The sequence below is a fragment of the Synechococcus sp. N5 genome, assembly GCF_900473925.1.
GTDB lineage: Bacteria > Cyanobacteriota > Cyanobacteriia > PCC-6307 > Cyanobiaceae > Parasynechococcus.
This window is the reverse complement of record NZ_UCNI01000001.1, coordinates 513,266-537,855: the sequence shown is the minus strand read 5'-3', so window position 1 is coordinate 537,855 and position 24,590 is coordinate 513,266. Positions and strand designations below refer to the sequence as shown.

Annotated in this window: 26 protein-coding genes and 1 tRNA gene; 19 read left to right on the top strand and 8 right to left on the bottom strand. The window is 59.3% G+C overall.

Annotation, left to right across the window (positions count from 1 at the left end; genetic code table 11):
- Positions 1-2 precede the first annotated feature (2 nt).
- The 4 genes from DXY03_RS03080 to DXY03_RS03065 are packed head-to-tail and all read left to right on the top strand — an operon-like array spanning position 3 to position 2,376.
- Positions 3-830 (top strand): SpoIID/LytB domain-containing protein, encoded by an 828-nt coding sequence (locus tag DXY03_RS03080; RefSeq protein WP_244272230.1) that lies wholly within the window; start codon positions 3-5, stop codon positions 828-830.
- On the top strand, positions 820-1,665 hold the full coding sequence (locus tag DXY03_RS03075; RefSeq protein ID WP_170951952.1) for a DUF4922 domain-containing protein: 846 nt from the start codon (positions 820-822) through the stop codon (positions 1,663-1,665). Before DXY03_RS03080 ends, DXY03_RS03075 begins: the two co-directional genes overlap by 11 nt.
- Before the next feature lie 30 nt (positions 1,666-1,695).
- Positions 1,696-2,109 carry a sigma factor gene (locus tag DXY03_RS03070; RefSeq protein WP_115009054.1) on the top strand — a complete coding sequence of 138 codons (414 nt, stop codon included), beginning with the start codon at positions 1,696-1,698 and terminating at the stop codon, positions 2,107-2,109.
- A complete protein-coding gene (locus tag DXY03_RS03065) occupies positions 2,110-2,376 on the top strand; it encodes an RNA polymerase sigma factor (RefSeq protein ID WP_115009053.1) in 267 nt (88 codons plus the stop codon). It begins immediately after the preceding gene.
- Here the strand turns inward: DXY03_RS03065 and DXY03_RS03060 are convergent.
- Positions 2,361-2,546 carry a hypothetical protein gene (locus DXY03_RS03060; RefSeq protein WP_114989156.1) on the bottom strand — a complete coding sequence of 62 codons (186 nt, stop codon included), beginning with the start codon at positions 2,544-2,546 and terminating at the stop codon, positions 2,361-2,363. The genes DXY03_RS03065 and DXY03_RS03060 overlap by 16 nt on opposite strands.
- 154 nt (positions 2,547-2,700) lie before the next feature.
- Here DXY03_RS03060 and DXY03_RS03055 point away from each other — a divergent pair, with 154 nt between their 5' ends.
- Together DXY03_RS03055 and DXY03_RS03050 are read left to right on the top strand one after the other, a co-directional pair.
- Positions 2,701-4,242, top strand: a complete 1,542-nt coding sequence (locus DXY03_RS03055) for a DUF3370 family protein (RefSeq protein ID WP_115009052.1) — start codon at positions 2,701-2,703, stop codon at positions 4,240-4,242.
- A gap of 78 nt (positions 4,243-4,320) precedes the next feature.
- A complete protein-coding gene (locus tag DXY03_RS03050; protein ID WP_170951951.1) occupies positions 4,321-5,268 on the top strand; it encodes a molecular chaperone DnaJ in 948 nt (315 codons plus the stop codon).
- Positions 5,269-5,333: 65 nt separating this feature from the next.
- On the opposite strand, the gene DXY03_RS03045 is transcribed toward DXY03_RS03050, so the two are convergent.
- Entirely contained in the window at positions 5,334-5,897 is a 564-nt protein-coding gene (locus tag DXY03_RS03045; RefSeq protein ID WP_244272228.1) for a YqhA family protein, read from the bottom strand.
- Between the two features lie 721 nt (positions 5,898-6,618).
- Positions 6,619-7,113, bottom strand: coding sequence for an allophycocyanin subunit alpha-B (locus DXY03_RS03040; protein WP_114989152.1), 495 nt, complete (start codon positions 7,111-7,113; stop codon positions 6,619-6,621).
- 100 nt (positions 7,114-7,213) lie between these two features.
- Here DXY03_RS03040 and rlmD point away from each other — a divergent pair, with 100 nt between their 5' ends.
- Entirely contained in the window at positions 7,214-8,611 is a 1,398-nt protein-coding gene (gene rlmD / locus DXY03_RS03035) for a 23S rRNA (uracil(1939)-C(5))-methyltransferase RlmD (protein WP_115009050.1), read from the top strand.
- Here the strand turns inward: rlmD and pheT are convergent.
- Positions 8,601-11,024: a phenylalanine--tRNA ligase subunit beta gene (pheT, locus tag DXY03_RS03030; RefSeq protein WP_115009049.1), complete on the bottom strand. Its 2,424-nt coding sequence runs from the start codon at positions 11,022-11,024 to the stop codon at positions 8,601-8,603. The genes rlmD and pheT overlap by 11 nt on opposite strands.
- Positions 11,025-11,150: 126 nt before the next feature.
- Here pheT and rpmG point away from each other — a divergent pair, with 126 nt between their 5' ends.
- The 3 genes from rpmG to DXY03_RS03015 are packed head-to-tail and all read left to right on the top strand — an operon-like array spanning position 11,151 to position 13,652.
- Positions 11,151-11,351: a 50S ribosomal protein L33 gene (gene rpmG / locus DXY03_RS03025; protein WP_115009048.1), complete on the top strand. Its 201-nt coding sequence runs from the start codon at positions 11,151-11,153 to the stop codon at positions 11,349-11,351.
- Positions 11,352-11,389: 38 nt separating this feature from the next.
- The gene (gene rpsR, locus DXY03_RS03020) at positions 11,390-11,611 is read left to right on the top strand and encodes a 30S ribosomal protein S18 (protein WP_006041316.1); all 222 of its coding nucleotides are present in this window, start codon (positions 11,390-11,392) and stop codon (positions 11,609-11,611) included.
- A 10-nt stretch (positions 11,612-11,621) separates the two neighbouring features.
- Positions 11,622-13,652, top strand: a complete 2,031-nt coding sequence (locus DXY03_RS03015; RefSeq protein WP_115009047.1) for a ribonuclease catalytic domain-containing protein — start codon at positions 11,622-11,624, stop codon at positions 13,650-13,652.
- On the opposite strand, the gene DXY03_RS03010 is transcribed toward DXY03_RS03015, so the two are convergent.
- Positions 13,640-15,427, bottom strand: coding sequence for an FAD-dependent oxidoreductase (locus tag DXY03_RS03010; RefSeq protein ID WP_115009046.1), 1,788 nt, complete (start codon positions 15,425-15,427; stop codon positions 13,640-13,642). The two genes, DXY03_RS03015 and DXY03_RS03010, sit on opposite strands and share 13 nt — an antisense overlap.
- Positions 15,428-15,513: 86 nt before the next feature.
- Here DXY03_RS03010 and metG point away from each other — a divergent pair, with 86 nt between their 5' ends.
- Entirely contained in the window at positions 15,514-17,058 is a 1,545-nt protein-coding gene (gene metG, locus DXY03_RS03005; RefSeq protein WP_115009045.1) for a methionine--tRNA ligase, read from the top strand.
- Positions 17,045-18,211, top strand: coding sequence for an LPS export ABC transporter periplasmic protein LptC (gene lptC, locus DXY03_RS03000; protein WP_115009044.1), 1,167 nt, complete (start codon positions 17,045-17,047; stop codon positions 18,209-18,211). The genes metG and lptC overlap by 14 nt, the downstream gene beginning before the upstream one ends.
- Here lptC and DXY03_RS02995 read toward each other — a convergent pair.
- Positions 18,156-18,806: a cofactor assembly of complex C subunit B gene (locus DXY03_RS02995; RefSeq protein WP_115009043.1), complete on the bottom strand. Its 651-nt coding sequence runs from the start codon at positions 18,804-18,806 to the stop codon at positions 18,156-18,158. The two genes, lptC and DXY03_RS02995, sit on opposite strands and share 56 nt — an antisense overlap.
- 47 nt (positions 18,807-18,853) lie before the next feature.
- Between DXY03_RS02995 and DXY03_RS02990 the strand changes: the two genes are divergently transcribed.
- The 6 genes from DXY03_RS02990 (at position 18,854) to DXY03_RS02965 (ending at position 23,338) form a co-directional block, all read left to right on the top strand.
- The gene (locus DXY03_RS02990) at positions 18,854-19,276 is read left to right on the top strand and encodes a hypothetical protein (protein WP_244272226.1); all 423 of its coding nucleotides are present in this window, start codon (positions 18,854-18,856) and stop codon (positions 19,274-19,276) included.
- 33 nt (positions 19,277-19,309) lie between these two features.
- Complete coding sequence (psb32, locus tag DXY03_RS02985; RefSeq protein WP_115009041.1) at positions 19,310-19,981, top strand: photosystem II repair protein Psb32; 672 nt, start codon at positions 19,310-19,312, stop codon at positions 19,979-19,981.
- A gap of 27 nt (positions 19,982-20,008) precedes the next feature.
- Positions 20,009-21,157: a proton extrusion protein PcxA gene (gene pxcA / locus DXY03_RS02980; protein ID WP_115009040.1), complete on the top strand. Its 1,149-nt coding sequence runs from the start codon at positions 20,009-20,011 to the stop codon at positions 21,155-21,157.
- On the top strand, positions 21,144-21,728 hold the full coding sequence (cobU, locus tag DXY03_RS02975; protein WP_115009039.1) for a bifunctional adenosylcobinamide kinase/adenosylcobinamide-phosphate guanylyltransferase: 585 nt from the start codon (positions 21,144-21,146) through the stop codon (positions 21,726-21,728). Before pxcA ends, cobU begins: the two co-directional genes overlap by 14 nt.
- On the top strand, positions 21,725-22,216 hold the full coding sequence (locus tag DXY03_RS02970) for a tRNA (cytidine(34)-2'-O)-methyltransferase (protein ID WP_115009038.1): 492 nt from the start codon (positions 21,725-21,727) through the stop codon (positions 22,214-22,216). Before cobU ends, DXY03_RS02970 begins: the two co-directional genes overlap by 4 nt.
- Before the next feature lie 72 nt (positions 22,217-22,288).
- Positions 22,289-23,338 (top strand): M23 family metallopeptidase, encoded by a 1,050-nt coding sequence (locus tag DXY03_RS02965; protein WP_170951950.1) that lies wholly within the window; start codon positions 22,289-22,291, stop codon positions 23,336-23,338.
- Positions 23,339-23,400: 62 nt separating this feature from the next.
- On the opposite strand, the gene DXY03_RS02960 is transcribed toward DXY03_RS02965, so the two are convergent.
- A tRNA-Met gene (locus tag DXY03_RS02960) sits at positions 23,401-23,474 on the bottom strand.
- 47 nt (positions 23,475-23,521) lie between these two features.
- Complete coding sequence (locus tag DXY03_RS02955; RefSeq protein WP_115009036.1) at positions 23,522-23,830, bottom strand: hypothetical protein; 309 nt, start codon at positions 23,828-23,830, stop codon at positions 23,522-23,524.
- A 121-nt stretch (positions 23,831-23,951) separates the two neighbouring features.
- Between DXY03_RS02955 and DXY03_RS02950 the strand changes: the two genes are divergently transcribed.
- Positions 23,952-24,554 carry a peroxiredoxin gene (locus DXY03_RS02950; protein ID WP_114989138.1) on the top strand — a complete coding sequence of 201 codons (603 nt, stop codon included), beginning with the start codon at positions 23,952-23,954 and terminating at the stop codon, positions 24,552-24,554.
- The last annotated feature ends 36 nt before the right edge of the window (positions 24,555-24,590 follow it).

Below are 24,590 nucleotides of genomic sequence, written 5' to 3'. Positions count from 1 at the left end.
TCATGGCGGCTTTGATCGGCTGGTTGGTTCGGCCGCTCTCACAGCGGCCTGATCAGCTCAGATCAAGCTTGGCTGATCTGCTCGATCACGATTCAACCGTTGGTTCGAGTGTGGTTCCAAAGGTGCCGCCTGGTGCTGACCATGTGCTCCTGGAGATCCGCGTCGGTTTGGTCAGCCAGAGCCCTATCACCGCCTTCCGACCCGGAGCCAACGTGCTCTGTCGCTACCAGCACGGCGATGTGATCCTTCCCCAAGACCTGATGAAGAGGATCGCTTCCTCACCTCAGCATGAGATTCATTGCTCCGGTGGACCTGTTCAGATCAATCAGAAGCATTATCAAGGCGATGTATCACTCCTGAAAGGCCAAGCTGATTGGCTGCCGGTGGTCTCGCTTGATCTGGAGACCTACGTGGCCTCAGTGGTTGGCGCCGAAATGCCCAGCAGTTGGCATGGGGAAGCCCTCAAGGCGCAAGCCGTTGGAGCCCGCTCCTATGCGATGGCCCATCTCGCCCGACCGGCAACGACGGCCTATCACCTGGGGGATACAACCCGTTGGCAGGTGTTTGCAGGGGAGCAAAGCACCACCCCGGCCAGTCGTTCAGCAACACGGGAAACCCGCGGGATCATCCTGAGTTACGGCGGCGGCATTGTGGAAAGCCTTTATGCGTCAAATGCGCAGGTGAGTGCTGAAGCCCATGGCCATCTCGGCGCCAGCATGAGTCAATCAGGGGCACAGCAACTTGCCCATCAGGGACTCCCCTTCAATGCCATTCTCGGCAGGTACTACGCAGGAGCCTTGCTGGCACGGTTGACATGGCATGACCAGTGAACTGCTTCGAAAAGCGATGGAGGTCACGGTTGCATCGACCGCATCCGGAGCTCTTGTTCCGCTCGACACCTCATTGAGCCATCTGGTCGGGGAAAGAGGCTGTCGCTTTGAGTTGCGCCACCTCCTCAGCGCCACACCAAAACACCTTCGAGCATCGGGTCCAAAGCCGAATCCGTTTCTTCCCTGGGACCAACGTCTGGAGGTTGACCGGATCGGTGAATCCCACGTCGTGATCCTGAACAAATATCCCGTTCAGACCTCCCACATGTTGCTCATCACCCAGGACTGGCAACCCCAGACCGGTTGGTTGTCCCTGGAGGATTGGCACTCCCTCGCCAGGATTGATGCCACGACGACGGGGCTGTGGTTCTTCAACAGCGGGCCTGATGCCGGCGCCAGTCAGCCCCATCGACATCTGCAGTTGTTACCGCGGTTAGAAGGGGAGCGGATCTGTGCACGGGACGATTGGTTCCGTTGCTGTGCGGCTGGCACAACCACGTCTGCTCAGGATCCTCTGTTGCGCAGTGCACGGGTCGCACCGATCAGTTCAACCCTGACGGGTGAAATGCTTCAAGCGTTGTATCTCGCCCTAGCTGAAGACCTCGGTCTGGGGCACCCCAGCACCGATGACTGCCCGCGAGAGGCTTACAACCTGTTGCTCACACGGCAGTGGATGGCCATGGTTCGCCGCAGCAGGGAGGGAATTCACGGCTTCAGTGTCAACGCCCTCGGCTTCGCCGGATCCTTGTTGAGCACTGATGCCTCCGATCGAGAGTGGATTCATCGTTTTGGACCGGAGGCCCTACTTCAAGCTGTTGTTGACACGCAGGACTGAAAAGTTCAGTGGTGGCACGGATGCTGTGGCTTGCTTCTCTCTGCCAAGGCTGGAGATGCAACTCACAACCATCCATTGGACAAGACCTGCCTCAAGCGTCGGAACCGTCAAATTCAGGACAACCAGCATCTGGTTCAACCCATTGCCCGTCATTACGCCCAACAGACAGGCCTAGAAAGCGACGATCTCCTGCAAGTCGGATGTCTTGGCCTGATCAAGGCCTATAACCGCTACGACGCCCAGCGGGGAACTCCCTTTCCAAGCTTCGCCAAGCCGCACATTCGCGGAGCCATTCTCCACTTTCTTCGCGACAGAGTCGGATTGATACGACTCCCCAGGGCCGTTGAAGAACGGGCCATGCAGATGGTGCGCAGTTCGGAGGGCTCTGCTCTGAGCCCAGCCGATGCTCTCGTGGTTGACCACTACCGCAGCAAGCAGCACTGAGTGGAATTCAACGACGACCTTCTCGATGACACAGCGCAAGGTATGGATTTGGTCGAACGTTCGGAGGCCTGGAGCAGGGTGAACAAGCTCTTCCGCAACCTTGCAAACGACGACCAATGTGCCCTGCAGATGGTCGTCATTGATGGGATGAGTCTGAGGAAGACAGCGCGACTGCTTGGGATTTCAGCGATGACAGTTCAGAGGCGCGTGAAACGCGGCCTCAACACCATCGCGAAGAGTTTGAACGCCGATCAGCCGGACGCCTGAGCATCGCGATCCATCTGTTCCTGAAGAGTTTTGATGGCGGCATTCAGGGCCGACAGCTGCCGTTCAGCACCATCACGCCAGAACCGCAGCATCGACAACTTCCGTTCCTGATGCTGGCGACGAAGGCTTGTGTGATCGGTGCTGGGGCTGCAGCAGAACGGAGGAAGCATTTCAGCGTCGACGCTGAGCGCATGCTGACCGATTTTCAGGCACGGTGTGACTCATCAATCTGTTGGCTGTCTCAGAAGGTGGAACTACGGTGTGAATTGAGAGCATCCAAATCGTGGTGTCGACGTTGCTCCGAACACCACAACGGCAAGCCGCATGAGTCTCAGGCAAATCCCAATCTTGGTCTTGACCTGTGTCTCGCTTGCGGGTTTTGAGTGCGTGCCTCAGCGCAACGCTGAGGCCTACGTCGCGCTCATGGCAGGTCAAAAGGCACGACCTCTCAACGGCACCTTCAACAACGTTCCGGTTCTTCATTCCAATCAACCGGAGATCGTCACCGGTCCAGGAATCCTGGTGAACACGGCTGCGGGTTCAGCAATCGCTGCGGAGTCGAACCAGCCGCTTCGCAATGCCGCCCACACCTTCAACGGTGAGTTCGGCGTTCATATGCATCACAAGTATTACCCCCAAGACCAAGCCAAGTTGGGGGGGCGTCGATCCAGAGGCTTGATGACCTTGGCTTTGATCGCGACGAATCCCGGGTCAAGCCCGATCACACTGAAGTTCGATCGAGGCTCCGTCAAAAACAGTTTTGAAGCGCCTTATCACCCGAATCGTTTGATGGGGGTCAAACCCCTTGGGAAGCGTCCTTGGAACACAGGGCCAGGCGATGCCACCGCCGTTCAACTGCTGCGCGGTGAACTGGACCGGAAATTACCCGAACAGGTCGTGATTCCGGCAGGAGGGCAGAGGGTTGTTGTGCGCACTGTGCTCCCTGCCCGTGGCATTGCCAACGGGCTGCTAAGAGGACGCAGCAACGGTCCTTTCACGATGGCTGTCGTTGCCGCCGAGCAATCAGCACAGGATGCCGATCTGTTCGCGGTGCTGCAGTCGGGGCGGCTGGCGCCGGGAAGGATTTATCTCAACCGGATTCGCGAGATCCAGCTGGGTCGTGTTTTCTCCCGGGTGGCCGGCGTTGCCCTGGGCGATGCCTACAAAGCTGAGATCAGCCATGACCTCAACCAGGGGCCACTCCACGTGCCCCTGACCAGCACGAAGCGGCATCACTTCGGCACCAGCGACGTTCAGGTCAATCCGTTGACCACACGGATGGTTGATTCCGCTCTGAACAACGTCGGCACCTATGGGGTTCGCTATGACGTGACCCTCAATGTTGCTGGTGCAGGGCCCCATCAACTGGTGCTCAGTCACCCGGTTGTGTCTGGCAAGAAGACGTTCACAGCCTTCCGTGGATCACTGCAGATTCGTCAGGACCGAACCCTGCAAGAGGTTCACGTGGGCATGCGCTCAGGGGAGAGCCTGGCTCTGGCTGATCTAAACCTGGTTCCTGGCACGCGCAAGGCGGTGAAGGTGAGCTTGGTTTATCCGGCTGATGCCACCCCAGGCCATCTCCTCAGTGTGGTTCCCGTTCAGCAGTTGGCCATGCTTCATCGCCGCAAGCAACAACAGCGAGATGCCCAGGTCAAAATCGCTGACAGTAAATCCCGCTGGGTGGGCCCGAAGACCGCTCCTCCTCCGCCTGAAGCCAAGCCTGTTGTTGTGAACCCTGCAGCTGCGAGGCCAGCACCTGTGAGGCCGGCTTCTGTGATTCCTGCTGTGGTGCCTGCCACCCGACCCGGTTACGGCGATGTGATTCGATCTCAGCAGCAGTGGTTGCTCCAGCTTCAGGGTCGATAACCTGCCCAAAGGTGGATTGAACTTTTGAGCGGCGAGGACTCAAAACGTCAACGCATCTCTGTGGAGATGTCAGAGCCCATGGTCGCGTTGATTGACCAGCTCAAGGGTGAATACGGAGCCCGTTCCCGGGGCCGGGTTCTCGAAATGCTCCTCCAGGATCTGCTCGACCCTGGGGATGCAGCATCGGATCCTGAGGTCGATCCTCTCAAGGACGTTGCTGAACCAGCGGTCGCCACTGGGGCCGATGAGGTCACCAGTCTCGTTCTGATCTCAACGGGGAATCAACAGCAAGGGGGTGAAGACGCTCCAACCTCGGCCTCTGGGCTTCCTTCGGGAGGTGGCTCCTCAGGCATCGACCTGCCGGGGTTCGTCAGCAAGCGCACCAGTCAGCTGAAAGCGACGCTTCGCTCTCCGCAGCAACGCGATTCCCCTCAGAACGACCCCCTTGTCTCAACGGTGGACCTCGCCGATCTAAGAGAGGCCAGTGCTGCCGCAGAAGAACACTGGAGGTCCCTCTATGGCCAACCACCGGGCCCAACAGTGATTGAAGCGGCCATGACATGGCTGGCCCGAGATGTCTGGTCCAGCACCGATGCCAGTGATGGGCGTCCATTCACCTGGTCTGCTGCCAATGCAGCCGTTGAGACACTCTGTGCCAGCTGGGAGTCCAGCGATCCATCGCTGGGTCGGGTGATGGTCGTGGCTGGCGCTCTTGAGGATCCCTTTGCAACATCCTCGTTGGCAGAACGGATGCCGACCCTGATCCGCCGCTTTGTGAACCGTTTCCGCCGCAGCAGACAGGTCACCTCCTTCGAAACCCTTGAGTCGACCATGACGGTGCATGGGGCTCTAAAGCTGTTGGGTTTATCAACCCAAGCAGGGACTTCGGTCACGCTCAGCTCCATCCGGGAGGCTTACAAGCAACGGGCGCTTGAAGAACATCCTGATGCGGGTGGTTCCACCGATGCGATGCGCCGACTCAATGAGGCCTATCGGCTCCTGCGTGAGCTGTACAGAAACCGTTGATCACTTATCTCGACTGAGACGCAAGGCAATTCCAAGCACATGTCTTGGCTGAGACGGCTGCGTTGTTATTCATGGCCAGCTCCGTGGCTTCGAACAATCAACCAAGTACTGAGGGCCAACATGGCCACGGAGCCACACAGCGCCAGTAGATAAGTGGCGTTGTTCACCTCGAAGCCGATGGTCTTTTTGAGCGCGGCAACAATCAGGCCCACAACAATCACATTGGACAGATTGTTCTTCAGGCTTTGGAGGCTGTTCACCGAGAGAATGTTGGTGTGCTGCTCTTCGCCACCCTCCAGGCGTGGATCAAGGTCTGAAATCACAAGCTCGTAGATGCCATAGCCAAAGATCAGCAGGGCGATGCCGATTACGAAGTAATCAACCCCTCCCACCATCTGGGCGATGGTTTTGGCCGCAACGCTCTTGGTCGTGAAGGGAAGGGGCATGATCACAAGGAAAGCGTTGAAGACCTCAATCGCTCCAATGACGAAGCAGCCAACGCTTCCGAGCAGGCTCAATACCACCGGAACGATGCTGATCAGCCGGAATTTCCAGATCAGGTTCAAACCGACGTTCAATCCATCGCGCCGCCACGGTCCTATCCGATCATCCGCTCGCAGTCTGATCAACAGAATCTCAGGTCTTGACTGCGACACGTTTCAGGACCCAATAAAAGTCTTGCCTGCAATGCGCGCTAATCCTCAAGATTCAAAAAATGGTGGTTTTTATTTGCCGCGCATCCGAGATTGTCGCAGCACCCTTCCTTCTGCAAAAAACCATTGTCTTGATGGCTTTACCTGTAGTCCACGGCCAGTCCAGAGATGGCCTGTGACCATCAAAACCGTCTGAAAACGGTGGTTTTCAGTCTTGCGTACCTGCTATAGACACAGGTACGCAATAAGGGCTCACGATTTTGGACCTTGAAACCTCCAATCCGGACCAGTGTCCGGCTGTTGATGCGGGGATCGCTTCACAGCTTCCATCACACATATCTCAATCATCATGAAGTCAGAGACAAGTACCAAGCGGCGCAGTATGGACTTGGTATGAGTCTTGATTGATGTCTCACCCGGGACGAATTGACATTACGAGGCCTAGGCCAGTGCTGTTCAAGAATGTCGACCTATGGATAGGCAGAGACCTGACGCCCTCGAGCAGCCGATCGAATCATCGAGAGGATGCCTTGCATGACTTCAGCAGATGATTGGCAGAAAATAAAAAGCAGATTTTCATCTCTTAGGTCTCAACTGAGGCGCATTTCAGGTCTTGAAAGCTGTCTCAGTCAAGACAAGTGGACAATAAAAAACCGGGCTCGAGGGCCCGGCTCTTTTGAACACGTTCAACGTTGAATCAGGTGGACGTCTGCATGCCCTGAATCAAGAAGTCGAAATACGGAGACGTGAGCTTCACCTGCTGTTCCGACAACAACGACAGGGACGCTTCCTTCATGCACTTCATGGCTTCAACCATTCCGGGCATCGGAACACCAAGGCTGTTGTACATCTCGCGAGCACCCACCAGACCGATCTCCTGGATCATTTCGGTGCTGCCGGCCAGAACTCCGTAGGTGATCAAACGGAGGTACCAGCTGTAGTCACGAAGGCACTGGGCCCGCTGGCGCTGACCGTAGGCATTGCCGCCAGGGGCGACGTACTCAGGTTTGCGACCAAACAATTGCTTGGCGGATTCGTCGACGATCTTTTTTTCGTTCTCGGTCAGAACCTTGACCACAGAAACGCGCATGGCGCCTTGGTCGAGGAAATCCACCATGGTGCGGAGTTCTCCGCTGGTGGGATACCGCAGATCGTCATCGGCCTGGAGGATGAGATCCCGGACAACGCTCATGGAACTGGGCAGGCTTCGTGGAGTTTAGTGGTCTCGACCCGTTCACCTGACCCATCACCGCCCGGGTGTTACGCCATTGCAATGGCAGGGAATCGAGAGCATGACCAAAGTCGACAGCCCGAACAGCAGTGAACCGCGGCCCGGGCTCACAATCGAGCTCGAGGCTGTTGACCTGGATCGCGACGGCAAGGGTCTGGCCCGTTGGAACAACTGGGTGATCGTCGTTCCTGATCTCTTGCCGGGGGAGCGTGCCACGGTCCAGCTGCAGCAACGCCAGAAGTCGCGCTGGTTGAGCCGTCGGGTGGATCAGATCACGTTCTCCGAAGATCGGCGTCGCCCTCCCTGCATCCTTGCCGATGACTGCGGTGGTTGCACCTTGCAACGCCTTGATGACCCCGCCCAAACCCGTTGGAAAGCCCAGCAGATTCAACAGACCATGCAGCGTATCGGGGGCATTGACGTTGCCCCTGCGCCCACGCTTGTTGATGCGGAACGCTGCTTCGGTTACCGCAACAGGGCCTTGATCCCGCTGAAGCGAGACCAGAACAGACGCTTGAAGGCCGGCTACTTCCGACCGAAGACCCACAAGATCGTCAACCTGAACCACTGCCCGGTGCTCGATCCACGCCTGGACGCGTTGGTGGAGCCTCTCAAGCAGGACCTGGATGCAGGGGGGTGGCCTGCCGACCATGACCTGCTCGAAGCCCAGGGGCTGCGCCACCTCGGGCTTCGTATTGCCAGCGCCACAGGAGACGTGTTGATCACGCTGATCAGCAGCCATGCTCAGCTTCGAGGCCTTGAGGACCTCGCACAGAGCTGGGTGGAGCGTTGGCCCGCGGTGAAAGGGGTCTGCCTCAACCTTCAACCCAAGGCCAACAACCTCGTGCTCGGTCGCACCACCCATTGCCTCGCCGGTGTTTCCACCATTGAGGAACAGTTCTGCGGAATCAAGCTCGCCCTCAGCAGCACCACCTTTGTTCAGGTGAATACGCCGCAGGCGGAACGGATCGTTCAGCGCCTCACAGACTGGCTTTTGACTCAGTGCGCTGGAGCACGGGTGGTCGACGCCTATTGCGGCGTCGGAACCATTGCCCTGCCCCTGGCCAAGGCCGGTTTTGATGTTCAAGGTCTTGAACTCAACCCCGACTCGGTGGAGCAGGCCCGGCTGAATGCCATGCACAACGGCCTTTCCTCCCGCTGTGCCTTTGATGCCGGCGATGTGGCCGACCTTCTCGCTGCTCAGCTGGACGACTGTCAGGCGCTGGTGTTGGATCCCCCGCGCCGGGGGCTCGATCGACGCGTGGTGGACAGCATCCTTGAGCGGCCACCTGCCGTGATGGCTTACCTCAGCTGTGACCCCGCCACGCAAGCTCGGGATCTCAAAGCACTGCTCGCCCCATCAGGCCCCTACGAGCTGGAGATGCTCCAGCCCGTGGACTTCTTCCCCCAGACAACCCACCTCGAATCGTTGGCGCTGCTGAAACGGGTCAGCTCCTGAGCTCAGCCTGAAACTGCTTGCTCAAAGCGGCACGCACCTTGTCGTGAACAGGCTGAATTTTGTCGTCGGTGAGGGTCTCGTTCTTGCCGCGGTAGCGCAGACGGAATGCCTGACTCACTTTGTTGTCGCCCAGCTGTTCGCCCTCAAAGCGATCCACAAGTTCCACCTGCTCCAGAAGGGGTTTGCCCGCCTTGCGAATGGCTTGGATCAGATCAGCAGCTGCATTGGATCGGTCGACGATGACGGCAAGATCCCGCTCGCTGAAAGGCACGGTTGGGTAGGGCTTGAAGGCCGGCGTCCAACGGTTGCTGCGGGTTGCAGCATCCACCAGTCGTGTCAGATCCAGTTCAAAGAGGTATGTGGCTTCTGGGAGATCCAGCTCCTCAGCCATGGCTGGATGAAGCTGACCGAAACAACCCAAGGGGCGCCCTTCCAACACCAGGGTGGCGGCACGACCCGGATGCAGTCGTGCGTCATCCGTGAGGCGACGGTCAGACAGCTCCAGCTGCAAGGCCTCCATCACTCGGGTGAGAACGCCACGGGCCTGGAAATAGTCGGGCGCCTGCGGCTTGCCGCTGGTGGCCCAGGTAGAGAGGCGTCGATCTCCGCAGATCACGCCACCAAGAATGGCGGTCTGGCTGACGGCTTCCGGTGAACCGCTGTAGGTGTTGCCGATCTCGAAAACAGAGCAACCGCGCTGTGATGCCTTCAGATTGCGAACACAGATCTGCAGGTGCTCCTCCCAGAGGTTCGTGCGCAGATGGCTTGTGTCGGCCAACAACGGATTGCTGATGGCGATGCGCTGTTCCTGCTCCGAAGCCGGGACGAGAGACAGGGTGGTGACCTCCTGTAGCCCTGTGGAACAGAACAGCTGCCGCAAGCGCCGTTCCGCCTGCTGGCGCGGGGTGAGGGCACCGGGCTCCAGCGGATCCGGCAGGTGAGCCTCAAACCGATCGAAGCCCACAAGACGCGCCACCTCTTCGATCAGATCAACTTCACGCTGAAGGTCTTGCCGTCTTGAGGGCGGTGCAATCACCTGCCATCCCTGCTCATGGGCTGAGAGCTGGCAACCGAGGGCTGTCAGGCAGTTTTCGATGCTGGTGTCATCGAGATCCTCCGGGCCATCGGCAGCATCGAGGGGGCCAAGCAGTTGATGGAGGGCACTGCGCCTCAACAGCACCGGTTCCGCTTCTGCGGGACCGTTACCGCCCACCCAGCGGCCGCTCTCAGAGCAGGAAAACTCCTGACTCAACAAGGTCAAAGCGCGGGCCGAACAAGGCAGGGTCATTTCCACAGGCAACCCTTTTTCGAAACGGCTGCTGGCATCCGTACGCAAGCCCAGGGCACGGGCCGACTGACGAACCCGCGGCGGAGCAAACAGAGCGGATTCGAGCCAGATGTTCCGGGTACCGGCAGTCACCCCACTCTCGAGACTCCCCATCACACCAGCGACGGCGACAGGCCGGTCATGGCAGGTGACGACCTGCACACGGCTGTCGAGGGTGCGCTTCTGATCATCCAGACCCACGAAAATTTCCCCATCGCGAGCGGAACGAACGGCAAAACTCTTGGCGTCTACCGGTTGCCCGGTCAGTTGTTCCAGCGCATCGGCATCAAAGGCGTGGAGGGGCTGCCCCTGCTCCAGCATCACCAGGTTGGTGACGTCAACCACCGCATTGACGCTGTTCACGCCACCACGCTCAAGGCGCTGCTGCAACCAGGTGGGTGAGGGCTTGGATCCGTCCACACCCTCGATCCTGGTGATCGAATAGAAGCACCCGTCCAGTTCTGCGTTCAGCGGAGTGGTGCTGGGATCCAGATCCAGCTCGGGCAGGCTCAAACTGCCACCGGTCAGGGCCGCCACCTCGCGGGCAATACCCACCATCGAGAGGCCGTCGGGGCGATTGGCGGTGATGGCCAGCTCCAGAACGGTGTCGTCGAGACCCAGCAGGGGCGCAACGGGCGTCCCGTTGGCCGGCAGCGACTCCCCAAGCTCATCCAGGATGGCGATGCCGTCGGACTGCTCCGTCAGGCCCAGCTCCGTCAGGGAGCAGATCATTCCGTTGCTGGCCACACCCCGCAATTCACCGGCTTTGATCGTCAAGCCAACGGCGGGGAGGGTGGCTCCGACCATGGCTACCGGAACATGGATCCCGACACGCACGTTGCTGGCACCACACACGATCTGGATGGGTTCCTGAGCTCCCACATCCACCGTGCAGACGCTGAGCTTGTCGGCATTGGGGTGTTTCTCCCGTTCCAGCACATGGCCGACCACCACGCCATGGGCCCGGGCGCTGAGGTCATCAACGTCGTCCACCTCAAAGCCCGCCATCGAGAGGCGCTCGGAGAGATCGTCCACGGACTCATTCACCTGGACCAGCTGCTTCAGCCAGGAGATGGATACCCGCATCGGATCTAAGCCAGACAGCGCGCGATCTTAGGAACTCCCCTTGGGAGAGCTGCTCTGCACCTGTCGGGTCAGGAGGTACGATCGGTGTTTGTAATTTCGCTTCGCACCTGCGGCGCTACGTCCTTTATGGCCAAGAACAAGGGCGTCCGGATCGTTGTCACTCTCGAGTGCACCGAATGCCGGTCCGTTCCCGCTTCCGAAAAGCGATCCCCTGGCGTGTCTCGTTACACGACTGAAAAAAATCGCCGGAACACCACTGACAGGCTTGAGCTGATGAAGTTCTGCCCTCAGCTCAACAAGATGACTCTCCACAAAGAGATCAAGTGAGTTTTTTGCTCATTCAGCCTTTCAACTGTTCCTGATTCATGTCCAGCTCCTTCTTCAAGAAGCGTCTTTCGCCGATCAAGCCCGGTGATCCCATCGATTACAAGGATGTGGATCTTCTCAAGAAGTTCATCACCGAACGAGGCAAGATTCTTCCCCGTCGCCTCACCGGCCTCACCGCCAAGCAGCAGCGCGATCTCACCAACGCCGTCAAGCGTGCCCGCATCGTTGCCCTTCTGCCGTTTGTGAACCCCGAAGGTTGATCCTCGGGCGTTGAACAATTCAATCCAACCCGGAGACACCGTCGCGGTTGTTCTCAAGGGTTCTCCTCTCTTCGGCCGTCTTCTGTCCATCAAGGGCAGCAAGGCGGTTCTTTCTTTTGGTGGTCAACGTCGTGACCAGGGACTGCCCCTGCGCGATCTGATTGCCATCGATCCCGAGCATCTGTTCGATGGCAGTGAACTACCTGCCCCTGAGCAGGTGCAGGACAGCGCTCCATCAGCGCGGGCCATTGTGGAGGCATGGCAGCTGTTGGAAACGGATCAACCGGGGGGATTGGCTCGGCTGAGCCTCTGCGAGCTGGGCGAGTTGGTGTTGACCCCGCTCAACCTCGCTGGTCTGGCAGCGCTGTGGGCCTGGCTGCATGGAAACCAACAGTTGTTCCGCTGGCGTCGTGACCGTTTGATCCAGCCACTCTCCCGCGAAGAGAGGGCAAGCCTGCGGCGCCAACGCCGAGCTGAGCGGCAGGCGCAACAACATGAACAACGGCAGCTCGCATTGCTGCGGGCAGAGCGAGCCCTCAGCGACGCTGAACGCCTGGAGCTGGACCCGGTTTGGGACGAGCGCTTCAGCCACTGGATTCAGTTGCTGAAAGACAATCCCGCTGCGGTTGGTACCGACCTGGATCTCCAGCAGTGCTCGGCAGCGTTGTCGATTGGATCAGATGCCGCCGATCTGCGTCAGTGGTTGATCGTGCGTGGGTTGCTCGATCCCAATGAGCCCATTGGCCTGAGGGGCAGCGTCTGGTCCCGCTGTTTTCCCTCTGATCTGGTGGAGGAAGCGAATCGTCTTATTGCTCTTTCGAATGAAGAGCGACCTGGGGATGAGCAACGCATCGACCTCACTCACCTGGCCACTTACAGCCTGGACGATGCGGGCACTCGAGAAATTGATGACGCGCTCTCGCTGGAGCGTCGTGATGGCGTCGATTGGATCTGGATCCACATCGCTGATCCCAGCCGTCTGATCGACATTGACTCCCCCCTTGATCAGGAAGCCAGACGTCGAGCCACCAGTTTGTATCTGGGGGAGGGTGTGATGCCCATGCTCCCTCTGGAGCTGGCGGCCGGTCCCCTCAGTCTTCGGGCTGGACAGCGCTGTGCAGCCCTCAGTGTGGCCGTTCGCCTCGATGAGGATGGTGCTGTGGCGGAGCAACGGATTGCGCGCAGCTGGATCCGACCCCGCTATGGCCTCACCTACACCGATGGTGATGAGCTGATCGAGTTGGCACCCCCAGGGGATGAAGCCCTCTCGGATCTCTCGGGACTTCTGATGTTGCGCATGCGCTGGCGCCGTTCCAAAGGAGCCGTGATGTTTGACCGGCCTGAAGGACGCTTCCGCCGCAGCGATGGAGCCTTGGCGCTGCAGGTGATTGACCCTTCACCCTCCCGCCTGATGGTGAGTGAAGCGATGCTGCTGATGGGAGCTGTTGTGGCCGGCTTTGGGCAAGAGCACAGCCTGCCGTTGCCCTTCCGCAGTCAGCCTGCGGCGGAGCTGCCCTCCAGCGATGAACTCGATCGAATCCCCGAGGGACCAGCCCGTGATGCGGCGATCAAGCGCTGCTTGAGCCGAGGCGTGCAGGGAACGCGAGCCATGCCCCATTTCAGCCTCGGGCTTGAGGCCTATGTGCAGGCAACCTCACCGATCCGACGCTACGCCGATCTCGTCGCCCACCGGCAGATCATTGCCCAGCTTTCGGCGCTTGCACCGATGGATGAAGAGCGTCTGCGGGAAGTGATCGATGACCTCGATGATCCATTGCGCCAATCCATTCAGATCAGCCGTGAGGATCAGCGCCACTGGCAGCAGGTGTGGTTCGCCGAGCATCAGAACACTGTTTGGTCAGCCGTGTTCCTGCGCTGGCTGCGCCCGCAGGATCGCTTGGCCCTGGTTCATGTGAGCGAGCTGGCCATGGATCTGGTCGGTTGTGTGTCTGCAGACAACCCTGCTCCTGGTGACGCTCTTGAACTCAGGGTGGGGCGTGCTGACCCGGTACGCGGTGAGCTGCAGCTTCAGTTGGCTTGATCCAGAACCCCGGTGATCCGCACCCAGGGCCCCCAGGGATTCTTAATGCCGCGGAGGTTCAGGGTTCGGCCCGAATGATCCTCGTTGGATAGCCAGCGATGGATTGCCGGTTCCAGGGTGATCAGAGGCCAGATCCCTTCAGCGGTTTCCAAGTGGTAGCCCTCATGGAGGTTGCCGGTGAGCACGCCACTGAAGCCAACCTCATCAGGCTGATTTGGCGCCTGGTTCACGCCAGGGGGAAGCAGAATGCTGGCCCTTGGGCCTGAAAGGCGGCCCATGGAGTCCAGGTGTTCAGGCTGAGCCAAGCCCTGCTCCTGTGCCTGAACCCAGTGCGGATGCCAGAACGGCCAGTCCCAGATCGGGAGAACTGCTGCAGGGGCCTGCGGCTCATGGATCAGGGCTGACTGGATGGCCTCAACCTGCAGATCAGCAGGGTCACACCCCTGGCAAACCGCCATGGCCGCCGCCAGACCCGCCACCTGGCCCAGGTTGAGGATCAAAGGCTGCAGGCGCGTGGCCCCATTGGCCATGTGGCTGACGCTGAAGCCTTTCTCTGCCATCACAAGGTTGGGGATTGAGTCTGTGATCAGGGCATCGAAAGGGATGCAGAAAGGCGTACCGCTCCAACGTCCTCCCCAACGCACACTTTTTGGCGCGAGAGGCCAGTCCTCGCCCGGGTAGTGATGGTCATTGGCATAGGTGCCCACAGCGATGCTGGTGCAGCGACCCTGGGCATCGATGGGGAGCGGTCCCCGTCGGGCTTCTGTGGAGATCGGCAAGAGGTCGCGTTCCGTGACCGTTGTGCGACCCATCAGCCGCCGGCCTTCTCGCCAGTACGGCATCAAAGCCAGGCTGGGATCGGCTCCGGGGAAGGCGTTACCGGCAGTGATCCAACCACCGCTGCATTCCTCCAGGGCCGCCAGGAAATCCTTGCTGTGCCGTTGCATCTCCTGGGCCAGCTCCGCACGAACCTCGCCATCAGCACTGATGGCTCGATCGAGGCTGATGTGCCAGTCGTTGCCCTCCAGGGGCCAATTGAGCATGACCAGGCCGCTGGGCAGACGGCCATAGGTGATGGTTTTCTCGAGGCCGAAGCTGGCGGTGCTCCGATCGAACGGAATCCGCGGGATCGCTGCGGCATGGCGCGGAGCGAGTTCCCCATGCAATTGGCCCATCACCACCCAGGTGGGTGACTGAATCGGTTGCTCTTGAAAAAATGCTTCGCTCTCAAGCCGGGACTGCTCGGGGGCGCTGGGTTCATCCCAGATCTCCTTGGCTTCCCACCCCCAGCGGAAGGGGGCGGACGACAGGGCAAGCAGATCACCCAGATCGCTGCCATCCACAAACACGTCGGCGGAATAGTTTTCGACGCCATTGGCGCTGTGGATCTCCACAGACTGGAGGCGACCCTGCTGGCCGTGAACCTGTTCCAGGCTGCTGTGGGGACGCCACTCCAGCCTGGGCTCAGCCGCCACCCAGCGTTGCAGGATCCGTTCGGCTGTTTGCGGCCTGTATCCGAAACAACTCACCCAGTTGTGGTCGAGCCCGCTCGGCTCCTCCAACTCCAACTCCCGCAGAAAGGCGCCCCAGATCCCGGTTTGCCAACAGGTGAGTTCATGGCCATCCGGGGCACAGACTCCTGCTGAACTCACCATGCCCCCCAGCCAGGGGCCAGGGGTGAACAGTGTCGTGTCTGCTCCTGATCTTGCGCTCTGCAGCGCAGCAGCAACGCCGCCGCAGCCACCACCCCAGACCACCACGTCGCGGTGCGTCATGACGAGGGCCGGTTGGCGTGGAGCGAGATGGGCATGCTCGTTAGAGTCTGTCGTCGCTGCGGTGCAGCGGAGTTCGAACTTTTCTGATGCCTTACACCCTTACGACTCCGCTCTATTACGTCAACGATCGTCCCCATCTGGGCAGCACGTACACGACCCTGGCCTGTGATGCCTTGGCTCGTTTCGAGCGGCTGCAGCTGGAGAAGGTGACCTTCGTGACCGGTGTTGATGAGCACGGCCAGAAGATTCAGCGCACGGCAGAACGTCAGCAGCTGAGCCCCCAGGACCACTGCGACAAGATCAGCAGCCGGTACCGCGATCTCTGGAATCAGTGGGGGATTTCTGACGATCGCTTTGTGCGCACAACCAACCCCCGCCACCTGGAATTGGTGGAACAGTTCTACGAACGGGTCAAGGCATCCGGCGACATCGTTGTCGGCAAGCAGACCGGCTGGTACTGCGTCGATTGCGAGGAATACAAGGATGATCCGGCCGAAGCGGAGTCGCCCTCCTGTTCGATCCACCGCAAGCCTCTCGAGTGGCGCGATGAGGAGAACCTGTTCTTTCGGCTCTCCCGCTATCAATCCGCCATTGAGGAGTTGGTGGCGCGCGATGACTTCATCGCCCCAGCCAGCCGACGACAGGAAGTGCGCAACTTCGTCGCTCAAGGTCTGCGCGACTTCTCCATTTCGCGGGTGAATGTGTCCTGGGGACTTCCGGTCCCCGACCATCCAGGCCACACCTTCTATGTCTGGTTTGATGCCCTGCTGGGTTATCTCACAGCGCTTCTTGATGATGGAGAAGCGGTATCGCTCGATCGGCTCGCCTCCTGCGGTTGGCCCGCCTCCGTGCACGTGATCGGCAAGGACATCCTTCGCTTCCACGCTGTGTTCTGGCCTGCCATGTGCATGTCTGCAGGACTGCCGGTGCCGCAAAAGGTGTTCGGCCATGGCTTCCTCACCCGTGAGGGCCAGAAGATGGGCAAATCCCTCGGCAATGTGCTCGACCCCGAACTGTTGCTGGAGCGATGCGGCAGCGATGCCGTTCGTTGGTACCTCCTTCGCGATATCCAATTCGGAGACGACGGCGATTTCCAACAGCAACGCTTTGTTGATCTGGTCAACAACGATCTGGCCAACACCATCGGCAACCTCCTGAATCGCACCTCGTCGATGGCGCGCAAATGGTTCGATGACGGCGTTCCCCCGGCAGGAGCAGCCTCAAGTGCTGACCATCCCCTGGCCCTTAAGGCTGCGGAAACCGTCAGCACGGTGATGGAAGCGATGCCGAAGCTCGCGTTCAAGACCGCGTCCGAGTCGATCCTTCAGTTGGCCATTGCCGCGAACGGTCATCTCAATGACACGGCTCCCTGGAGTCGCATGAAGGAACCCGGTCAAGAGCAGAGCGTGGCCGAGGATTTGTTTGCTGTGCTGGAAACGACCCGCGTCGTTGGACTCCTGCTTGCCCCGCTGTTGCCCGACCTCAGCGAGCGGATCCTGTCTCAACTTGGGGAACGCCTGGATCCAGACAACTGGTCGAAACAGCTGAATTGGGGCAGGCTGTGCAGCGGTTCCGCGCTGCCGAAGCCAACACCGGTGATGCAGCGGTTGGAACTGGATGAACCGCTCTGAAAAAAGCATGTTGGGTCGCTGGTCACGTTGTGGTCTGACAGCAGCCCTTGTGGCGAGTGCATGGCTCACCGGTTGCACAACGCGGCGGCCGATTGCGCTTGAACCCACGCCGTCCTTTGTCTTCCGGTCGCTGGATTTGAGCCAGCGGGCCGTCGATGGCAACCGTGACTGGGATCTCATCAGCCCCGAGGCGCGCTACGACCTAATCAGTCGAACCATCCGTGCGCGAGGTCCCGAGGGCGTTCTCTATCGAAATGATCAACCGCACTTCAGGATCACCGCCGATCTCGCCACGGTGTTGCGGGATGGTGAGCTCGTCGTTCTTGAAGGATCGGTCCAGCTGCGGCAGTTGAACCAACGGGGGCTGACGATTGAGGGAGACAATCTGATCTGGACGCCATCGCAGTCACGGATGGTGATCAATCAACGGCCCAAGGCCAATGATGGTGAAACGCAAATTCGTTCACGTGAGCTGGTGTTCCAGCAGGACACCGAGGTACTGGAGTTCAGCGGCCCAACCCAGCTCAACCGTCTTGATGAAAGCAGTTCTGCTTCCACGGTGGTGAAAGGTGGTAACGGCACCTGGAATCTGAAGAGTGGTTTGTTCCAGGCGCCTGGTCCGGTGCAGGCCATCCGCAGCGATGGCCGCACGCTCAGTGCTTCAGGACTGGATGGCAACACCCGCCAGGGTTACTTCGACCTACAACAACCGGTCACGCTGGTGCTGGAAAGCGACCGCGGTCGGATCAGTGCCGGCCGGACGCGTTGGCTTTTTTCGGCGGAGCAACTTGAATCCGATCAACCCATTCAGGCTGAGTTGAAAAACAGCAAGGTGCAGGGCAGGGGGTTCAAGCTTGATCAGCGCACTGGCACCGTGATCATTTCCAATTCATGTCGCGTTGAGCAGACGTTGGAAACATTGACGGCCCAACGCTGCGCTTGGAACTGGCGGAGTGAACGGGTTGTTGCTGATGGCGATGTTGTTCTGCAGCGGACCGAACCGGAGCAGATCACGCGGGCTTCGCGCATGGAGGCCAAGATTTCGGACGGTGGTGCGATCCGCTTCGGCCAAGCCGGAGCGAGGGTTGAATCGACGATCAAGCTGAGTCCGGCGGCACAGGAGAAGCCTCGCCGGTCGCAAGTGTCGTTCTGAGCCGCTTGGTCCAGCCTTCAATCCATCGCTCATCGGAGCGGGTGAAACAACGGGGCGACCATCCCCCCACGATCACGGCTCCCTCCTTCCCCATCGGGCAAACAACGATGGCTGGAAGTGACGGCAGCATCGCGTCGAATTCCGCTCGGCCCGGAAAGAGCGTTGTGTTGACCAAGGAGATGGTTTGCTCACGCTCCATGGCCCGTTGTGTGATCGCTCCTGGCTCGAAAGCCTCCTGAGTGATCAGGCCCCGACGCAGCACAACCTGATGGCGCCAGAACACGAGCACGGATGCCGCTGGCGTCGCCGTCAACAGCATGTGGCTGCCCCAGGCCAGCTCCTGTTGTTGGTTTTCGCTGAACTGATCCGCCATCAAAAGTCCCTGTTCCCCCTGCAACGGAACTTTCTCTGCTGACTTGGGGTTCGCCCGTGTCCACAGCACCGCCACCAGCATCAGGCCCACCGCTGCCATCCCCGCCAGAACTTCGGCCCGTTGAAATTCCGGTGTCACGGTCTGCGCTACCCCTGCATTGGTCACAGTCAGACCCAGCAACAAGAGCGCACAGATCAGAACGGCTCGGGCGGGACCTGGCATCAACAGAGGGTGCTGTCAGAACGCAATCATCCTGCTCAAATACCGACATGTGCGTCTCTGCCATGACGACTCCCGAGGCTTTTGCCGCTGTTGCCCTTGCCGCTGTTGCCTGTGATGGAAGGCTGGGGCGGGATGAGGCCCATGCCCTGCGCCGTCAGCTGGAGAACCGGTCGCTTTACAGCGACAGCTCTGAAGCGGCCATGGGTGAATTGTTCGACCGCCTGCTGTTGCTGTTGCGGGAGCAGGGAGTTCAGGGCTTGATCACGTCCGCCTTACCTCAGCTCAATCGAATTCAGCAGCAGTCCGCCCTGGCTGTGGCAGCGCATCTGGTGCATGCCGACCACAAGATCACAGCGGAGGAGACCGATCTCCTGGACCAGCTCACCCGTCAGATGACACTGCCCGATAACGAAGCCCGCATGGTTGTTGAGGCAATTGCAGCTTTGAACCGCGACATGCTGGACAGCTAACGGCAGACTGAGGCGGTAATAACGCTTGAAGGGATGCCCCGTTACGCCCGACGCCTGTTGGCCAGTTTCCTCAGTTTCGGGGTCTGTCTTCTCCTCTGGGCCCCTGCCAGCCTGGCGATCTCACCTGCTGCACTGGGTGAAAGCCTGCCGGATGCGTTGGTGATCGACGATGCCGACGTGTTCAGCCGCGCCAGCCGTGGTGAATTGGAAACGAGATTGCGCAGCTTTGAAGATCAACGGGTTGATGCCCGCTTGATCACGATGCGGCGTTTGGATTACGGCATCACCTTGAACAGCTTCGGTGAAGAACTCCTCGAGACGTGGAGCTCACCCAGCGGCAATCCCTTGCTGCTGATGTTGATCGAAACCTCCAACAAGCGTTCCGCTGTGGTGGCCAATCAGGAGCTTGAGGCACAGCTTCCTCCCAGCCTGCTGAAGAGCACCGCCCGTACAACGATGACTCTGCCCCTGAGGGAGGGCGATCGTTATCGCCAGGCATCCGTTGATGGACTCACCCGACTTTCAACCGTCCTCTCGGGTGGCGAGGATCCCGGCCCGCCGAAGGAGATCGAACGGGTCACCCTTCCCACCAACATTCCCACCAAGGCGGAAACCGCTGAAAGCGATGCCACCAAGTGGGTAATCATCCTGTTGGTGCTTGGAACCATCATTCCGATGGCCACCTGGTGGGTGTTCTCGCGCTGATGACCCGACTGCGATGAGCTGACTGCAATGAGCCGCCGTAACTGGATCAACCTGTTCAGCAACAGCCAAGCGATCGAGCTCTCCAGTGATCTTGAGCGTGGCTACGAGGCGGCTCTGCTTATCCAAAGCCTTGAGTTGGAGTACTACGGCGACCGGCAGATTCGGCCGGAGCTCAAGCTCTCCGTGCCGCGCTCTGTTCAGGCCACGATTCTTCGCCGCTTCAAAACAGCGCTGGCCATCTGCCGCAATTCAGCAGCGACTCTCTCGAAACAACGGGGCCAACTGGATTCCCAGGAGTTGCGACAACTTCAACTGATTGAATCCGTCGTGAGCCGCTATGGATCGAGACGAACCAGCAGTTCGCCGTCGATCAGCCGCTCACCGGATGCCCTCCCCCGATCGCTTCTGGGTGTCTTCGACAGCATTCGCCTCCAGTTGGATCCCTCAACGGAAGACAGCGTCGTTGCGGGGTATCGACGCCGCCGGGACAGCACGCTGATTTCCCTGAGGGTTCTGCTTCTGCTCGTTCTGGTTCCCCTTCTTGTTCAGCAGATTGCTGGCACCTATCTGATCTCGCCTGCGGTCAATCAGTTTTCCCCCGAACTCCCTTTCCTGAGCTACCCCAAGCCTCAGCTAGAAGAGAAGGCGGCTGAAAAACTTCGGCTTTACAAGCAAGAACTTGAATTCGATGCCTTCCTCAAGGGCGTGCAGCCCCTTGAGGATGGTGCGCTGCGCGACAAGCTCACCGAAAAGGCGACTGTTCTTAAGCACGATGCCGATGAGGAAAGTCTCAAGGCGATCAAGAATGTGTTTGCGGATCTGGCGGGCCTGATCGCTTTCGCCGTGGTGTGTTTTCTGAGCCGCGATGAACTGCGTGTTCTGCGTGGATTTGTTGATGAGGCGGTTTATGGGTTGAGTGATTCCGCCAAGGCCTTCGCCATCATCCTGTTCACCGATATCTTCGTTGGTTACCACAGCCCGGAAGGTTGGCAGGTCTTGCTGGAAGGGATTGCCGAGCATTTCGGTCTTCCCTCCAGCCAAAGTTTCGTCAACCTCTTCATCGCGACATTCCCGGTGGTGTTGGCGACGATCTTCAAGTATTGGATTTTCAGGTACCTCAACCGTGTGTCTCCGTCTTCCGTCGCGACGCTGAAGGGAATGAATGGCAGTGGTTGACCCCTCCTCCACAGTGGAGCCCCCCGTTGCCGGCCAGACCAGCCGGCTGATCCTGGTGAGTGGGCCAACCCGCAGTGGCAAGAGCCGTTGGGCTGAGCACCTGTTGAAACACCACCCCGTTGTCACCTACATCGCCACGGCGGCCGCCCGGCCGGATGACCGTGATTGGCAAAAGCGTTTGGAGGCCCACCGGCAGCGTCGGCCCGACCATTGGAGCGTTTCTGAATGTGGGGCAGAGCTGGTGAGCGTGATCAACGGCCTGGCTCCCGGGCAATCCGTTCTGATTGATGCCCTCGGTGGCTTTGTTGCCCACCACCTGGACCTCACTACCCAGGAGTGGGATCACCTCTGTGAACAGCTGATCGCCTCGATTAGGGCATCGCACTGCACGTTTGTTCTGGTGATCGAAGAGACAGGGTGGGGGGTTGTTCCCCCAACACGCATCGGAGGCTTGTTCCGTGATCGTCTCGGAACCCTCGCGCAGGTACTTGACCCCGTTGCTGACGCTGCCTGGCTCGTTCTCCAGGGTCGTGCACTTGATCTTCATGCCCTTGGCCAGGTGGTGCCATGACTGAGATCGCTCCCCTGCAGATTGCCCTGTTCGAACCTCAGATCCCTCCGAACACCGGCAACATCGCCCGCACCTCGGCGGCCTTCAGGGTGCCGTTGACCCTGATTGAACCCCTCGGCTTCAAGGTGGATGATCGGAGCGTTCGTCGTGCCGGACTTGATTACTGGCCCCACGTTCAGCTTTCCATCGCTTCGAACTTTGCCGAGTTCCAAGCTGAGCTTCGTCCTGAGCAGAGGTTGATCGGCTGCAGTCGACGTGGTGGTTCATCGCTCTCCTCGTTCACGTTTCAACGGGGAGATGTTCTGCTGTTTGGTCGGGAAGATACGGGGCTACCGGAACCGATTCGCGAAGCCTGCGACAGCATCCTCACGATCGCCATGCCAGGAGCTGCTGATGACGCAGGCCAGGGAGGTGTTCGCAGCCTCAATCTTTCCGTGGCCTGCGCCCTGGTGACCTACGTGGCTGGACAACAGTTGCGGTTGTGGTGATCCCACCACTGCTCCAAAGCCCCTTGCGCGGGGATGTTCGGCTCGTTACCTTCAACGCGTCTCAGTGGTTTCATGCGCGCAACGCTTGCTCTGGCAGCTGCTGTAACCCCTGTTCTGTCCCTGGGTATGTGGAGTTCTCTGCCCGGGATTGCCGATAACGCCACTTTTCATCTTGCCGAGCTGCCCCCTCTGCCAGCTCTCTCCCCGAACAATCCCGTTGCTGTTGTCAGCAAAGTCGACTCCAGCAGTCAGGTCTGGTTCCAAGTTGTTCGTGCCACGTCCTTGCGGCGTTATGCCGAGCTGTTGAAGCTCGATCGTGAAGAGCTGGCCTCGTTGAACAACGTGCCAAGCTCCCACGTTTTTGAAAAAGAGAGTTGGCTTTCCCTGCCGGACTCTGCACGGGTTGTTGCCGTGACGTTGTCGTCACTCAACCGCTCCAGTGAACGTGAGACGCTTCCGTTGGTTGCCCCACCTCCGCTTCGAGAAACGGCCAAAATCAAGACCGGAGACTCTCTGGCGTCATTCCTCAAGCGCCACGGCGTGACGCAACAGCAGCTGTTGAGTTGGAATCCAGGCCTTCAGCTGAGTGCTTTGACGATTGGCCAGGAACTGCAGATCGCTGAAGCCACTTCGGGTCAGTCGCTCCTGGCTGTACGCCCCCTCAGCAGTGGAGGTGCTGCATGGCCTGATCGTCCCCTGTCGTCTTCAGCCGATCAGCCCGACAGCCTGAAGTCGCCGTTTGTTGGTTACCAGTGGCCCACAAAGGGAGTTTTCACCTCTGGTTATGGGTGGCGCTGGGGACGCATGCACAAAGGCATTGATATCGCCAACAACACTGGCACCCCCGTTGTTGCGGCCCGTGATGGGATCGTTTCATTTTCCGGCTGGAGAGGTGCCTACGGGTATCTGGTTGAAATCGCCCACAGTGATGGCGAATTCACGCGTTATGCGCACAATAGCCGTCTTTTGGTCCAAAAAGGGCAGATTGTTCCCCGTGGGTCTCGCATTTCACTGATGGGAAGCACCGGACGGAGTACCGGACCTCACCTTCACTTTGAAATCCGTCGGGCCGGTGGCGCTGCCCTAAATCCCCTGGTCAAACTACCGGCACGCAAGGCCTGAATCAGGCATGCCCGAACTCAACGAGAGTTCGAACGAGCTGATCAACAGCATGAATCAATAAATGTCAGAGGGGAGACTTGAACTCCCGACCTCAGGGTTATGAATCCTGTGCTCTAACCAGCTGAGCTACTCTGACGCAGGCCCTTCAGGCCAGTACCCATCATACATCTCAGGGGTTCTGGCTCAGCGCATGTCGATGGCATTGAGGCGATCGCGGAAGGATTTCGGTTGATCGTCCTTGGTGAGTGGGGCTGCCGTCTCAACAACAGGTGTTGGAGCTGGAGCTGGGTCCGGCTCGATGCTCCGCGTTGCCGTTGAACGTCGGGTTGCGCCGCGATTCCCGCCCAGAGTCTTCAGCTGACCAGTGCGCTGGTCTCGATCCAGGGGTTTCTTGCGCAGATCGCCCTTCAGCTGGTTCAACAGACGGAAATGTCCGGTGGAACTGAACTTGCGCAGGAGCGCAGGATCCCAGCTCGTGAGTTGGTCAGTCATCAACTGAGTTTATGGCGACGGATGGCTAGGGTCGTGATAGGTTCAATCCTGAAACTGGAAGTCGAATCGACTACGTGTTAAGTCGTTTGCGTCCTTCAGCTCACTCATTCACCTCCCGAACATGACCGACACCGGTTGCTTGCGTGTGGGCCAGCAGGCCCCTGATTTCACAGCCACCGCTGTGGTGGACCAGGAGTTCAAGGAAGTCACCCTGTCCCAGTACCGGGGCAAGTACGTGGTGCTGTTCTTCTATCCGCTGGATTTCACCTTCGTTTGTCCTACTGAGATCACGGCCTTCAGCGACCGCTACGCCGATTTCTCCAGCAAGAACACCGAGGTTCTCGGCGTTTCCGTGGACAGCCAGTTCAGCCACCTGGCCTGGATCCAGACCCCTCGCAATCAGGGTGGCCTGGGCGATATTAACTATCCCCTCGTTGCCGATCTGAAGAAGGAAATCTCCACGGCCTACAACGTTCTCGACGAGGCTGAGGGTGTTGCCCTGCGTGGTCTGTTCATCATCGACCCCGACGGTGTGATCATGCACGCCACCATCAACAACCTGCCTGTGGGACGGAACGTTGATGAAACCCTTCGCGTTCTGCAGGCCTTCCAGTACGTGCAGTCCAACCCCGACGAGGTTTGCCCTGCCAACTGGACTCCTGGTGAAAAGACCATGAAGCCTGACCCCAAGGGATCCAAGGAGTACTTCTCCGCCATCGGCTGATCGTTCGATCAACCCGAACGGTCAATTCGTTTCGCC

Excerpts from the sequence above, each read along its gene's own strand:
- DXY03_RS02970 (WP_115009038.1), top strand. The coding sequence starts at position 21,725 with ATGACTGAGATCGCTCCCCTGCAGATTGCCCTGTTCGAACCTCAGATC.
- rpsR (WP_006041316.1), top strand. The coding sequence starts at position 11,390 with ATGTCCAGCTCCTTCTTCAAGAAGCGTCTTTCGCCGATCAAGCCCGGT.
- DXY03_RS02990 (WP_244272226.1), top strand. The coding sequence starts at position 18,854 with ATGTGCGTCTCTGCCATGACGACTCCCGAGGCTTTTGCCGCTGTTGCC.
- pheT (WP_115009049.1), bottom strand. The coding sequence starts at position 11,024 with ATGCGGGTATCCATCTCCTGGCTGAAGCAGCTGGTCCAGGTGAATGAG.
- rpmG (WP_115009048.1), top strand. The coding sequence starts at position 11,151 with ATGGCCAAGAACAAGGGCGTCCGGATCGTTGTCACTCTCGAGTGCACC.
- psb32 (WP_115009041.1), top strand. The coding sequence starts at position 19,310 with ATGCCCCGTTACGCCCGACGCCTGTTGGCCAGTTTCCTCAGTTTCGGG.
- DXY03_RS03080 (WP_244272230.1), top strand. The coding sequence starts at position 3 with ATGGCGGCTTTGATCGGCTGGTTGGTTCGGCCGCTCTCACAGCGGCCT.
- lptC (WP_115009044.1), top strand. The coding sequence starts at position 17,045 with ATGAACCGCTCTGAAAAAAGCATGTTGGGTCGCTGGTCACGTTGTGGT.
- DXY03_RS03010 (WP_115009046.1), bottom strand. The coding sequence starts at position 15,427 with ATGACGCACCGCGACGTGGTGGTCTGGGGTGGTGGCTGCGGCGGCGTT.
- DXY03_RS02995 (WP_115009043.1), bottom strand. The coding sequence starts at position 18,806 with ATGCCAGGTCCCGCCCGAGCCGTTCTGATCTGTGCGCTCTTGTTGCTG.
- pxcA (WP_115009040.1), top strand. The coding sequence starts at position 20,009 with ATGAGCCGCCGTAACTGGATCAACCTGTTCAGCAACAGCCAAGCGATC.
- DXY03_RS02965 (WP_170951950.1), top strand. The coding sequence starts at position 22,289 with ATGCGCGCAACGCTTGCTCTGGCAGCTGCTGTAACCCCTGTTCTGTCC.
- rlmD (WP_115009050.1), top strand. The coding sequence starts at position 7,214 with ATGACCAAAGTCGACAGCCCGAACAGCAGTGAACCGCGGCCCGGGCTC.
- DXY03_RS02950 (WP_114989138.1), top strand. The coding sequence starts at position 23,952 with ATGACCGACACCGGTTGCTTGCGTGTGGGCCAGCAGGCCCCTGATTTC.
- cobU (WP_115009039.1), top strand. The coding sequence starts at position 21,144 with ATGGCAGTGGTTGACCCCTCCTCCACAGTGGAGCCCCCCGTTGCCGGC.
- DXY03_RS03060 (WP_114989156.1), bottom strand. The coding sequence starts at position 2,546 with ATGCTTCCTCCGTTCTGCTGCAGCCCCAGCACCGATCACACAAGCCTT.
- DXY03_RS03040 (WP_114989152.1), bottom strand. The coding sequence starts at position 7,113 with ATGAGCGTTGTCCGGGATCTCATCCTCCAGGCCGATGACGATCTGCGG.
- metG (WP_115009045.1), top strand. The coding sequence starts at position 15,514 with ATGCCTTACACCCTTACGACTCCGCTCTATTACGTCAACGATCGTCCC.
- DXY03_RS03075 (WP_170951952.1), top strand. The coding sequence starts at position 820 with ATGACCAGTGAACTGCTTCGAAAAGCGATGGAGGTCACGGTTGCATCG.
- DXY03_RS03050 (WP_170951951.1), top strand. The coding sequence starts at position 4,321 with ATGGTCGCGTTGATTGACCAGCTCAAGGGTGAATACGGAGCCCGTTCC.
- DXY03_RS03055 (WP_115009052.1), top strand. The coding sequence starts at position 2,701 with ATGAGTCTCAGGCAAATCCCAATCTTGGTCTTGACCTGTGTCTCGCTT.
- DXY03_RS02955 (WP_115009036.1), bottom strand. The coding sequence starts at position 23,830 with ATGACTGACCAACTCACGAGCTGGGATCCTGCGCTCCTGCGCAAGTTC.